10 protein-coding genes are annotated in these 12175 nt (G+C 63.6%); 5 read left to right on the top strand and 5 right to left on the bottom strand.

Annotated elements, in window-relative coordinates; translation table 11 throughout:
• Positions 1-47 precede the first annotated feature (47 nt).
• Positions 48-1481 (bottom strand): allantoinase PuuE, encoded by a 1434-nt coding sequence (puuE, locus tag NKI24_RS05705; RefSeq protein WP_352452236.1) that lies wholly within the window; start codon positions 1479-1481, stop codon positions 48-50.
• 173 nt (positions 1482-1654) lie between these two features.
• On the opposite strand from puuE, the gene uraH reads away from it, so the two are divergent.
• The 4 genes from uraH (at position 1655) to xdhC (ending at position 6915) form a co-directional block, all read left to right on the top strand.
• Entirely contained in the window at positions 1655-2029 is a 375-nt protein-coding gene (uraH, locus tag NKI24_RS05700; RefSeq protein WP_352452235.1) for a hydroxyisourate hydrolase, read from the top strand.
• Between the two features lies 1 nt (position 2030).
• Positions 2031-3512, top strand: coding sequence for a xanthine dehydrogenase small subunit (xdhA, locus tag NKI24_RS05695; protein WP_352452234.1), 1482 nt, complete (start codon positions 2031-2033; stop codon positions 3510-3512).
• Positions 3512-5863, top strand: a complete 2352-nt coding sequence (gene xdhB / locus NKI24_RS05690; RefSeq protein ID WP_352743997.1) for a xanthine dehydrogenase molybdopterin binding subunit — start codon at positions 3512-3514, stop codon at positions 5861-5863. Before xdhA ends, xdhB begins: the two co-directional genes overlap by 1 nt.
• 62 nt (positions 5864-5925) lie before the next feature.
• Complete coding sequence (gene xdhC, locus NKI24_RS05685; RefSeq protein ID WP_352743995.1) at positions 5926-6915, top strand: xanthine dehydrogenase accessory protein XdhC; 990 nt, start codon at positions 5926-5928, stop codon at positions 6913-6915.
• Positions 6916-6923: 8 nt separating this feature from the next.
• Here the strand turns inward: xdhC and dps are convergent, their stop codons facing one another.
• The 4 genes from dps to NKI24_RS05665 form a co-directional block, all read right to left on the bottom strand.
• Entirely contained in the window at positions 6924-7412 is a 489-nt protein-coding gene (gene dps / locus NKI24_RS05680; RefSeq protein ID WP_352452232.1) for a DNA starvation/stationary phase protection protein Dps, read from the bottom strand.
• 146 nt (positions 7413-7558) lie between these two features.
• Positions 7559-8812 carry an LLM class flavin-dependent oxidoreductase gene (locus NKI24_RS05675; protein ID WP_352452231.1) on the bottom strand — a complete coding sequence of 418 codons (1254 nt, stop codon included), beginning with the start codon at positions 8810-8812 and terminating at the stop codon, positions 7559-7561.
• The gene (locus tag NKI24_RS05670) at positions 8809-9822 is read right to left on the bottom strand and encodes an LLM class flavin-dependent oxidoreductase (RefSeq protein ID WP_352452230.1); all 1014 of its coding nucleotides are present in this window, start codon (positions 9820-9822) and stop codon (positions 8809-8811) included. Before NKI24_RS05670 ends, NKI24_RS05675 begins: the two co-directional genes overlap by 4 nt.
• 74 nt (positions 9823-9896) lie before the next feature.
• Positions 9897-10817, bottom strand: coding sequence for a LysR family transcriptional regulator (locus tag NKI24_RS05665; RefSeq protein ID WP_352452229.1), 921 nt, complete (start codon positions 10815-10817; stop codon positions 9897-9899).
• Positions 10818-10957: 140 nt separating this feature from the next.
• Here NKI24_RS05665 and NKI24_RS05660 point away from each other — a divergent pair, with 140 nt between their 5' ends.
• Positions 10958-12175 carry a urate hydroxylase PuuD gene (locus NKI24_RS05660; protein ID WP_352452228.1) on the top strand — a complete coding sequence of 406 codons (1218 nt, stop codon included), beginning with the start codon at positions 10958-10960 and terminating at the stop codon, positions 12173-12175.

Genomic DNA, 12175 nt, shown 5'->3' with positions numbered 1-12175 from the left:
AATTCAAGCCTGTTGCGGAAGCCAGGGCCTATCGCGGCAGCCAAAGCCTATTGCGGAAGCATGTCCTTGAGACGAAGCAGCGCGATGCGCTCGACCTGTCTGCAGGCGGTTTCGAATTCGACATCGTGGCTGTTGCCAATACGCGCCTCGAACTCGGCCAGGATCTCCGCCTTGGTCTTGCCTTTCACCGCAATAATGAAGGGGAAACCGAAACTGGTGACGTAGGCGGCATTGAGTTTTGCGAACAGCTCGCGCTCCTTGTCGGTCAGCGCGTCGAGGCCGGCCGAAGCCTGTTCCCTCGACGATTCCGCCGTCAGCCGCTTGCTCTGCGCCAGTTTTCCGGCAAGGTCGGGGTGGGCATTGAGCACGGAAAGCCGCTCGGCCTCGCTTGCCGCGCGAAAGACGCGGCAGAGCGCATTGTGCAGGCCGCCGGCACTGTCATGCGCCGGGCCGAGCTCCAGCTCATAAGCGCGCTCGGCAATCCACGGCGAATGCTCGAACACGCCGCCAAATGTATGGACGAAGGCCTCGAATTCCATTTTCGACGGGCGCAGCGCCGGCAACCGGAACGGATGCGTCTCCTGCCAATGTTTTGCGATGTCGATGCGCCGTGCCAGCCAGACCTTGTCGTGTGATTTGACGTAGTCGATGAAGCGCTTCAGTGCCGCGACCCGGCCCGGCCGGCCGACGAGGCGGCAGTGCAGGCCGATGTTCATCATGCGCGGCCGTCCTGCCTTGCCCTCGGCATAGAGCGTATCGAAACTATCCCTGAGATAGGCAAAGAACTGGTCGCCCGAGTTGAAGCCTTGCGGCGTGGCAAAGCGCATGTCGTTGGCGTCGAGCGTATAGGGGATGACCAGCTGCGGCTTCGCCGACCCGTCCGGTGCCACATGCTCGAACCAGTAGGGTAGCTCGTCGTCATAGGTGTCCGACACATAGTCGAAGCCGCCCTCTTCCGCCGCCAGCCGCACCGTGTTGATCGAGGTGCGGCCGGTGTACCAGCCGGTCGGCCGCGCCCCTGTGACCTCATAATGCAGCCGGATCGCCGCCTCCATGTCGCGGCGCTCGTCTTCCGGGGGATGGTCGCGGTAGTCGATCCATTTCAGCCCGTGCGAAGCGATCTCCCAGCCGGCCTCCTGCATCGCCGCGACCTGGTCGGGCGAACGCGCCAGGGCCGTGGCGACGCCGTAACAGGTGACCGGCACTTGTGCCTGGCTGAACAGGCGCAGCAATCGCCAGAAGCCGGCGCGGGCGCCGTATTCGTAGATCGATTCCATGTTCCAGTGGCGCTGGCCGGGCCAGGGCGCGGCGCCGACGATCTCAGACAGGAAAGCTTCCGAAGCCTTGTCGCCGTGGAGGACGCAGTTCTCGCCGCCTTCCTCGTAATTGACGACGAACTGCACCGCGACATGGGCGCCTCCGGGCCATTTCGGATCCGGCGCATTGGCTCCGTAGCCGCGCATGTCTCGTTCGTAACGCATTGTCGCTCCTGCCGGAAATTGTGATCAGGATAGTCGAAAGGAGTGCCTGCGCATTCCCCCGAAATTTTTGAAAGTGTTTTTGTCACGCTTCGCTCGACCGGGACTTATGCATCGCCTTTAATTGGCGCACAATTCATGAATAGTGTTCGACTGTGCAGGGAATGGAGCAGCCAGTGGCGGAAACGTCGAAAGCCGAAGGCGGGCGCCTGACGACCCACGTCCTCGACACTGCGGCCGGCAAACCGGCGGCCGGTCTGTCGATCGAGCTCTATCATCTTGACGGTCAGGCCCGGACGCATCTGAAAACGGTCGTCACCAATGATGACGGCCGTTGCGATGCTCCGCTGCTTGCCGGCGCGGAATTCCGTACCGGCGAATACGAGCTGGTCTTTGCGGCCGGCGATTATCTGCGCCGGCAAGGGACAAATCTGGCGGAACCGGCCTTCATCGACCATGTGCCGATCCGCTTCGGTATGGCCGAGCCGGTGCACTATCATGTGCCACTGCTTCTGTCCCCGTACGGCTATTCGACTTACCGGGGAAGCTGAGATGGCCGGAATCAAGACACGCAATGAAATCCGCTTCATCCTCAATGGCGAGGACGTCGCGCTCAGCACGGTTGCACCCGACCAGACCCTGCTCGATTGGCTGCGGCTCGACCGCTCGCTGCGCGGCACCAAGGAAGGTTGCGCCGAGGGCGACTGTGGCGCTTGCACGGTGCTGGTCGGCAGGCTCTCCGGTGGAACACTGGTCTATGAAAGCGTCAATGCCTGCATCCGCTTACTTGGCTCGCTAGACGGCACGCATGTCGTGACCGTCGAGCATCTGCGCGGCGACGCAGGAAAACTGCATCCCGTGCAGCAGGCGATGGTCGATTTCCACGGCTCGCAATGCGGCTTCTGCACGCCGGGTTTCGTCATGTCGCTTTATGCTCTGTGGATGCGGGCGCCGGAGCCGTCGGACGCCGCCATCGAAAAGGCGCTGCAAGGCAATCTCTGCCGCTGCACCGGCTACGAGGCGATCATGCGCGCCGCACGTGCCATCTCCAGCTACGGCAAGGCGACAAAGGATCCGTTGGCGGCGGAGCGCAAGGCAGTCACGACCAAGCTCGAAGCGATGAAGGACGGTTCGCGCATTGAGATCGGCTCCGGCAACAAGCGGCTGATCGTGCCGGCCAATGCCGACGATCTGGCCAGCGTGCTGGTCAAGGAGCCGGGCGCCACTATCGTCGCGGGTTCGACCGATGTCGGCCTTTGGGTGACCAAGCACATGCGCGATATTGCGCCGGCGGTTTTCATCGGCAATCTCGATGGTCTGTGCGGGATTTCCGAGGACAAGGGCGTCGTCTCGATCGGCGCCGGTGTCACCTATAGCGAAGCCTTCTCGACGCTGGCGAAACGCATCCCGGCGCTCGGCCCGCTGTTCGATCGAATCGGCGGCGATCAGGTGCGCAACATGGGCACCATCGGCGGCAATATCGCCAACGGTTCGCCGATCGGCGACACGCCGCCGCCGCTGATCGCACTCGGTGCCCGCCTGACGCTGCGCCGCGGCGACAAGCGTCGAACGATCCCGCTCGAGGAGTTTTTCATCGCCTATGGCAAGCAGGACCGGCAGCCCGGCGAATTCGTGGAGGCCGTGCATGTTCCGGTGCCAGGCAGCGAGACGAAATTTGCCGTCTACAAAATCTCCAAGCGCCGCGACGAAGACATCACAGCAGCGCTAGGCGCGTTTTTCCTGAAGCTCGCCGAGCATGGCACGGTGGCGGATGTGCGTATCGCCTATGGCGGCATGGCGGCAACGCCGAAGCGAGCCTTTGGCGTCGAAAAGGCATTGCTTGGCAAGCCCTGGACGGAAGCGACGGTCGAGGCGGCGATGGCCGCGTATGCCGACGATTTCACGCCGCTGACCGACATGCGGGCAAGCGCCGAATACCGGGCGCTGGCGGCGCGCAACCTGCTGCTGCGCTTCTTTGCCGAAACCACCGGCACCCGGGCGCCGATCCAGGTATCACGGCACGAGGCGGCATGATGAACAAGCACGCCACCCCCAATCTGAAGGCGCAAAAAATCGCCGGCGGCGTCGCCACCGACCAGCGCCATGATTCCGCGCACAAGCATGTCAGTGGCACGGCCGTCTATATCGACGACATGCCGGAACCGGCCGGCACGCTGCACGGCTGCCTTGGGCTTTCGACGGCGACGCATGCCACCATCACCAGCATGGACCTTTCGGCGGTGCGCGCCGCACCCGGCGTCATCGACGTGCTGACGGCGAGCGACGTGCCAGGCGAGAACGACATTTCGCCGACCGGCCGTCACGACGAGCCGGTGCTGGCCGACGGCAAGGTGCAATTCTTTGGCCAACCGATCTTCTGCGTCATTGCCGAAACCCGCGAGCAGGCGCGCCGTGCAACGACGCTGGCCAAGGTCGAATACAAGGAATTGCCGTTCGTCGCCGATGTCGGTGAGCTCGATCCCCGGAAAGATAAGCTGGTCACGCCGCCGCTGACGCTGAAGCGCGGTGATGCAGCGGCTGCGATCAAGGCGGCGCCGCGCCGGCTGAAGGGAAAAATGCGCATAGGCGGCCAGGAGCATTTCTATCTCGAAGGCCATATCGCCTTGGCCATCCCCGGCGAGGACCACGACGTCACCATCTATTCCTCGACCCAGCACCCGAGCGAAATCCAGCACATGGTCAGCCATGCGCTCGGTGTTCCGAGCCATGCGGTGACGGTGGAAATCCGCCGGATGGGTGGCGCTTTCGGCGGTAAGGAAACGCAAGGCAATCAGTTTGCGGCATTGGCGGCTATTGCCGCGAAGAAACATCATCGGGCCGTGAAAATCCGGCCCGACCGCGACGACGACATGATTGCCACCGGCAAACGCCACGATTTCCTCGTCGACTACGAGGTCGGCTTCGACGACCAGGGCAATATTCTGGGCGTAGATTTCATGTTCGCGGCGCGCTGCGGCTTCTCGGCCGACCTGTCCGGCCCGGTCACTGACCGCGCGCTGTTCCATTGCGACAACACCTATTTCTGGCCGGCGGTGCACGCGCAATCGGCGCCGCTCTACACCAACACGGTATCGAACACTGCCTTTCGCGGCTTCGGCGGCCCGCAAGGCATGGTCGGCGCCGAGCGCGTCATCGACGAAGTCGCGTTTGCCGTCGGCAAGGACCCGCTCGAAATCCGCAAGAAGAATTTCTACGGCACCAGCGACCGCAACATCACGCCCTATCACCAGACGGTCGAGGACAACATCATCCACCGCATCGTCGCCGAGCTGGAGGCGAGTTCCGACTATGCGAGGCGCCGCCGCACCATCGATGCTTTCAATGCCAACAGCCGCTTCATCAAGCGCGGACTGGCGCTGACGCCAGTCAAGTTCGGCATCTCGTTCACCGCCACCCACTACAATCAGGCCGGCGCGCTGGTGCATGTCTATACCGACGGTTCGGTGCATCTGAACCACGGCGGCACCGAGATGGGGCAGGGCCTCTATGTCAAGGTGGCGCAGGTCGTGGCGGAAGAGTTCCAGATCGACCTCGATCAGGTCAAGATCACCGCGACGACGACCGGCAAGGTGCCGAACACCTCGGCCACCGCCGCGTCTTCCGGCTCCGATCTCAACGGCATGGCGGCGCAGAATGCCGCCCGCCAGATCAAGGACCGGTTGATCAATTTCGCCGTCGAGAGATACCAGGTGCCGCGCGACCAGGTGCTGTTCTTGCCCAACCGCGTGCGCATCGGAAACCAGGAGATCGCCTTCGCCGATCTCGTCAGGCAGGCCTATATGGCGCGCATCCAGCTTTCGGCGGCGGGTTTCTACAAGACGCCGAAAATCCATTGGGACCGCGACAAGGGCGAGGGCCATCCCTTCTACTATTTCGCCTATGGCGCCGCGTGCTCGGAAGTCTCGGTCGATACGCTGACCGGCGAATATGTCGTCGAGCGCACCGACATCCTGCACGAAACCGGCCGCTCGCTGAACCGCGCCATCGACCTCGGCCAGATCGAGGGCGGCTTCATCCAGGGCATGGGCTGGCTGACGACGGAGGAACTGTGGTGGGACGACAAGGGGCGGCTGCGCACCCATGCGCCATCGACCTACAAGATCCCGCTCGCGTCGGACCGGCCGAAGATTTTTAATGTGACTTTGGCCGACTGGGCGCAAGCAGGCGAGCCGACGGTGCACCGCTCCAAGGCGGTCGGCGAGCCGCCCTTTCCGCTCGCAATGTCGGTGCTGCATGCGCTGTCGGACGCAGTTGCGAGCGTTGCCAGCCACAAGATCTGCCCGCGCCTCGACCCGCCGGCCACGCCGGAGCGTGTGCTGATGGCGATCGAACGGCTGAAGCGGGAAGCCAAAACCGGCACTTGAATCCCGGAAAACGTGCAATTCAGGCCGAAAAACTCTATATTTCCCGATAGGGAACGCAAATGATGAACGCGAAAGTGCAGAGCCTGAAAGCCTTTCTTGCCGGCGCCGGCCGGGTCGCCTTCGTTGAGGTGGCCCGGACAAAAGGTTCGACGCCGCGCGAGACGGGTGCCTTCATGCTCGTCTCAGGATCGGCCACTTTCGGTACGATCGGCGGCGGCCAGCTCGAATACATGGCGATCGACAAAGCGCGACAGATGCTTTTCCCCCCCCTTGAGGGGGAGATGGCCGCGGAGCGGCCAGAGGGGGTCGTCTCAGAAGGTACCGCCAGCGCGTCGAGCACTGCCGCGGCGACCCCACCCGGCGGCTTCGCCGCCACCCTCCCCTCAAGGGGGAGGGATATCCGCGCCACCCTCGACATCGCGCTCGGCCCGGACATCGGGCAGTGCTGCGGCGGCAGGGTCGAGCTGCTGATCCAGCTAGTCGACCCCGCGCTTGAAGCCAAGCTGGTTGCGGCGGCGGAAACCGAGGAAGCGCAGCGACCGCATGTCTACATCCTCGGCGGCGGCCATGTCGGCCAGGCGCTGGCCTCCGCGATGGCCTTGCTGCCGGTGCATGTCGTCGTTGTCGAGACGCGAGCCGAGGCGCTCAAAGGCATGCCGGAAGCGGTCGAAACCAAGCTGACGCCGATGCCTGAGGCGATGGTGCGCGAAGCCCCGGCTGGATCCGCCTTCGTCGTCCTTACACATGACCATGCGCTGGACTTCCTGATCGTCGCCGAGGCGCTGAAACGCCGGGATGTCGCCTATGTCGGCATGATCGGCTCCAGGACCAAGAAGGCGACCTTCCGGAACTGGTTCCTTAAGTCGGCGGACGGAAGCGAGGCGGAATTTGCCCGCCTCGTCTCGCCGATCGGCGGCGATGCGGTGAAAGACAAGCGCCCGCAGGTGATCGCCGCACTCGCCGTAGCCGAGATTATGACAGCGTTGGCCGGCCATGCGGCGGCACCGTCCGCTCAGTCCAAAGCCCCTCACCGCAAGGCGATGGCTGGCTGACGTTTTGGCTATTCCTTCTCCTGCGTGTGCGCCTCAAGGAACCACAGCAATTTGTCGAGCGAGCGTGAATAGGCGGTGAAGATGTCGGCGGTGTCGGCATCGCCCGCGCCGGCCGCCTCTTCGATCGCCGCGCGTGCCCGCTTGGCGGTTGCGGCATAGCGGTCGATCAGCGCCGCCAGATGATCCCGGGTCTTGTGGATGTCGGTCGGATAGGCCTCGAGCATAGTCGCCTTCGACACCTCTTGCGATGTGCCGAGCGCCGTCCCGCCGAGCTGTACGGCGCGCTCGGCAATGGTGTCGACATGGCCGTCGAGCTCCTCGCGGAACGTGTCGAGCATCTCGTGGATGGCGATGAATTGCGGTCCCTTGACGTTCCAGTGCGCCTGCTTGGTGATCAAGGCCAGATCGATGGCGTCGGCGAGGCGGGCATTGAGAAGATCGATACACTCTTTCTTGGCATTGGATTGCAGGTCGTTGCGGGTGGCGATGGCATCCATGATCGGCTCCTGTGGCGGTTGCGTCCGCTTGGTTTGAAGAGGGCGAAGTTTGTGGAAGGTCAATCGAACATGCGCGCAGACGCCCTCATCGCCGCGCGGCACAGCATCCCAAAACGGCGATCTCCGACTTTCGTTCCGCTCGTCGTTTACGCCGGCCTTTTCAAGCCCAGATGGTCGCGCAGCGTGCTGCCTTCATAATCCGTACGGAACAGCCCGCGCCGCTGTAGCTCCGGGACGACTAGTGTGGCAAAGGCATCGAGTTGGCCGGGAAAATAGGATGGCATGACGTTGAAACCGTCTGCGGCGCCGCCCTCGAAGCGTGCCTCGAGCTCGTCGGCGATCTGGGCGGGCGTTCCGACGACGCGCCAATGGCCGCGCGCGCCGGCGAAATGACGGGCAAGCTGGCGAATGGACAGCTTGTCGCGGCGTGATTGCTCGATGACGAGCGCCTGCCGGCTCTGCATGCCTTCGCTGGCCGGCAGCTCGGGCAGCGGTCCGTCGATGGGATAGCGCGCGAGATCGGATATGCTGAGATAGCTGGAAAGCAGCGCGACACCGACATCGTCCGGTATCAGCTCCTGCAGTTCATCATGTTTTGCCCGGGCTTCCGCTTCGCTTGCCGCGACGACCGGCGCGACGCCGGGCATGATCTTGACGTCCTCCGGCTCGCGCCCATGGGGCGCCAGCCGTCCCTTGAGGTCGTCGTAGAAGGCCTTTGCCTCCTCGAATGTTTGCGCCGCAGTGAACACCACATCGGCGGTCCGGGCGGCAAGATCGCGGCCCTCATCCGACGCTCCCGCCTGAACCATGACCGGTGCACCTTGTGGCGAGCGCGGCAGATCGAGCGGGTCGCGCACCGAAAAGCTTCTGCCTTCGTGTCCGCCCTGGCCTTGCCAAAGGCCAGCAACCACGGCAGCGAATTCGCGCGCCCGTTCGTAGCGGTCGGCATGCGGGCGCAGACCGGTCGAGCCGAAATTGGCGGCCTCGATCTGGCTGGCCGAAGTGACAAGGTTCCAGCCGGCACGCCCGCCGCTCAGATGGTCGAGCGACAGGAAGGTTCGCGCCAGCCCGTAAGGCTCGTTATAGCTCGTCGACGCCGTTGAGACGAGGCCGATGCGCTCCGTCTGCACCGCGAGCGCCGCAAGCAGGCTGATCGGCTCGAAGCCGATCGAGCGCGACGTTTGGCTGGCGATGTTGACATTGGCCTCACGCACGCCGGCGGCGTCCTCGCAGAAGATCATGTCGAACTTTGCCGCTTCCGCCGTCCGCGCCAGCTGGATGCAATGATCGATGTCGATGCCGGCCGTGACATGCGCCTGCGGATGACGCCAGGCGGCGATGTGGTGGCCTGTCGCCCACAGGAAGGCGCCGAGCTTCATCTGGCCTCGACCGGCGCTCATTGCCGATCCTCCCCTGCAAGCCCGAGATGGGCGCGCAGTGTCGCCGCGCTGTAGCCGGACCGGACAAGGCCGCGGCGGCGAAGCTCCGGCAGCACGAGACCGACGAAATCGTCGAGCGCCGATGTGAACGGCATGGCGATGTTGAAGCCGTCGCAGGCTTTCGAGCGAAAGCACTCTTCGAGCCTGTCCGCAAACAGGTCCGGCGCGGCGGTTATTTCGGCGCTGCCGGTAACGTTCATCAGCACTTTCAGCGCCTCCGGCCTGCGCCCGAAGGCAAGCGCACGGCGCTTCAGATCGCCAGCCTTCGCCGGCTCGATCGATGGCTCATCGAGCAGGACGACATCGGCGGTGCGGGCGGCGATATACATGGCGGGCTCGGACAGGCCGGACATGACCAGCACCGGCGTGTCCTGCGGCGACCGCGCCACGTTGAGCGGCCCGCGCACGGAAAAGTATTCGCCCTTGTGGTCGAGAAGGTGCATCTTCTCGGGATCGAAGAAGCGGCCGCCAACTTTGTCGAACAGCAGCGCGTCTGCGTCCCAGCCTTTCCACAAGCCTTGCACGATGCCGATGAATTCATCGGCGCGCAGGCGGAAATCGTCGCAGGAAAACCCTTCCGGCCGGCTGAAATTGGCGGCCTCGCGCGGGTCGGGCATCATGCTCGCGTTCCAGCCGGTGCGGCCATGGCTGATGATATCGAGCGAGGCGAAACGGCGCGCGAGATTATAGGGCTGGTGGGCGACCGTCGACGCGGCAGCGACGAGGCCGATCCTGCTTGTCACCGTCGCCAGGGCCGCCACCAAGGTCGTTGCTTCGAAGCGCATTTGCCGGTTCAGCCCGCCTGCAACCGTCGCGGAATCGCCGAGCAACACCATATCCAGACCGGCCGCTTCGGCTTCTTGCACGAACCGCGTCAGCAGACTGAAGTCCGGGCCGGCGTCGGGCGGATGGGAAGGAGCGGCTTCCGGAGACAGTGAAACGGCGAGACACATTGTGGCGCCGTTGGCCATCGCTTTCCCTGTTGAGCGAGATTCCTTGAGAATTATCTCGCCGGCTGGACGGAAAGCAACCGGCCAGCCAGCGATCATTTGCCGGCCAGAATATCCCTGATCAGCCGCTGGCAGCGCTCGGCCATGAAATCGAGCAGCAGCCGCACCTTCGGATCCTGCAGCTTCTTGTGCGGGTAGACGGCGGCGAACTGCACCGGCGTCGGCGGCGTGTTGCTCAGGATCACCTTCAGCCGCTGGTCGCGGATAAACGGCTCGACCTCGAAGCGCGGCTTGTTGATGATACCGCGGCCGGACAGCGCCCAGCCGGTCAGCACGTCGCCATCATCGGTATCGTAGGGGCCGTGCACCTCGAACTTTTGCGGCCCATTCGGCGTCTGCAGCGTCCAGACATATTCGCGCGCGCCGGAATAGCGCAGCATCAGGCAATCGTGTTTCTTGCCGATCAACTCCTGCGGCTCGGTCGGCTCGCCGCGCACGTCCAGATATTGCGGAGCCGCTACCAGCACGCGTTCGCAGTCCATGATGCCGCGCATCCTGAGGCTGGAATCCTCGATGATGCCCAGCCGGAACGCAACGTCGATGCCTTCCTTCATGATATCGACATTGTGGTCGGATAACCGGAGCCGCACCTCGATATCGGGGTATCTGTCGTGGAAATCCGGGATGCCGGATGCCACCAGCCGCCGCCCGAGGCCGAGCGGCGCTGTCACCTTTATGGTGCCGCGCGGCTGCCCGGATAACGCGCTGACCGCCGCTTCCGCCTCGGTGACCGCCTCCAGCACCTGCTTGGCGCCGGAGTAGAACACCGTGCCGTGCTCGGTCGGCATCAACTGCCGCGTCGTGCGGTTGAACAGCCTGACACCGAGATGCTTCTCGAGCTCCTTGATGCGATTGGAAGCGACTGCCGGCGAAATGCGCATGTCGCGCCCAGCCGCCGATAAATTCCCGAGCTCGACGACGCGGACGAAAACGGCGATGTTGTCGAGATAGGCCATGCGTCTTTCGTGGCTCTCATGTGGCAGCGTGTAACGAGCCTAGTATTTTCCAAATTTTTTTGAAAGTCATCGTGCAGCTCGGCTCTTTCCGTTTGCGCTCCAGTCCGTAAAGTCAGTGGATCGGCAGGGACGATTTTTTCATGATGGATTTCGCGATATTCTGGGATTGGCTGAGTTTCGCCGTGCGCTGGCTGCACGTCGTCACCGGTATCGCCTGGATTGGATCGTCCTTTTATTTCGTCGCGCTCGATCTCGGGCTGCGCCAGCGTCCGGGCATGCCTGCCGGAGCCTTCGGCGAGGAATGGCAGGTGCATGGCGGCGGCTTCTACCATGTGCAGAAATATCTGGTGGCGCCGGCTGAGATGCCCGAGCATCTGACCTGGTTCAAGTGGGAATCCTACGCCACCTGGCTGTCGGGCTTCGCCATGCTGTGCGTCGTCTACTATGCCGGGGCGGACCTGTTCCTGATCGATCCGAATGTCCTTGCCATGTCGGTGCCCACAGGCATCTTGCTGTCGCTGGCGACGATCGGCGTCGGCTGGGTGGTCTACGATCTCTTGTGCCGTTCGCCGCTCGGCAACAGCGACACCGGCCTGATGCTGGTGCTGTATGGGGTGCTGGTATTCATGGCCTGGGGACTGACCCACCTGTTCACCGGCCGCGCCGCCTTCCTGCATCTCGGCGCCATTACCGCGACGATCATGTCGGCCAACGTTTTCATGGTCATCATCCCCAACCAGAAGATCGTCGTCGCCGACCTGATCGCCGGCCGTAAGCCCGATCCGAAATACGGCAAGATCGCCAAGCAGCGCTCGCTGCACAACAATTACCTGACGCTGCCGGTTTTGTTCCTGATGCTGTCGAACCATTATCCGCTGGCGTTCGGGACAGAGTTCAACTGGGTCATCGCCTCGCTGGTGTTCATCATCGGCGTGCTGATCCGGCACTATTTCAACACCAGGCATGCGCGCAAAGGCAATCCTACCTGGACCTGGCTGGCGGCCGCCGTCCTGTTCGTCGTCATCATCTGGCTGTCGACGGCACCGAAGCTGCTGACCGGCGAGGTCAAAACGTCCTCGGCGGCACAGGTCTACGTTGCCTCGGCGCATTTCCCTGCCGTGCGCGATACGGTCCTTGGCCGCTGTTCGATGTGCCACGCGGCGGAGCCGTCCTACGCGGGCATTTACCACGCACCGAAGGGCGTGATGCTCGACACCGATGCCGGCATCGCCGAGCACGCCGGCGAGATCTACCTGCAGGCCGGACGCAGCCACGCCATGCCGCCCGCCAACGTCACCCAGATCACCGACAAGGAACGGGCACTGCTGGTAGCCTGGTTCGAAGGCGCGGGGAAATAG

The sequence above is a fragment of the Mesorhizobium sp. M0701 genome, assembly GCF_040320365.1.
Lineage (GTDB): Bacteria > Pseudomonadota > Alphaproteobacteria > Rhizobiales > Rhizobiaceae > Mesorhizobium.
This window is presented reverse-complemented; position numbering and strand designations above follow the sequence as displayed.

Bases quoted from the DNA above. Each gene is read 5' to 3' on its own strand.
- puuE (WP_352452236.1), bottom strand. From the start codon at position 1,481: ATGCGTTACGAACGAGACATGCGCGGCTACGGAGCCAATGCGCCGGAT.
- xdhA (WP_352452234.1), top strand. From the start codon at position 2,031: ATGGCCGGAATCAAGACACGCAATGAAATCCGCTTCATCCTCAATGGC.
- xdhB (WP_352743997.1), top strand. From the start codon at position 3,512: ATGAACAAGCACGCCACCCCCAATCTGAAGGCGCAAAAAATCGCCGGC.
- xdhC (WP_352743995.1), top strand. From the start codon at position 5,926: ATGAACGCGAAAGTGCAGAGCCTGAAAGCCTTTCTTGCCGGCGCCGGC.
- dps (WP_352452232.1), bottom strand. From the start codon at position 7,412: ATGGATGCCATCGCCACCCGCAACGACCTGCAATCCAATGCCAAGAAA.
- NKI24_RS05675 (WP_352452231.1), bottom strand. From the start codon at position 8,812: ATGAGCGCCGGTCGAGGCCAGATGAAGCTCGGCGCCTTCCTGTGGGCG.
- NKI24_RS05670 (WP_352452230.1), bottom strand. From the start codon at position 9,822: ATGGCCAACGGCGCCACAATGTGTCTCGCCGTTTCACTGTCTCCGGAA.
- NKI24_RS05665 (WP_352452229.1), bottom strand. From the start codon at position 10,817: ATGGCCTATCTCGACAACATCGCCGTTTTCGTCCGCGTCGTCGAGCTC.
- NKI24_RS05660 (WP_352452228.1), top strand. From the start codon at position 10,958: ATGATGGATTTCGCGATATTCTGGGATTGGCTGAGTTTCGCCGTGCGC.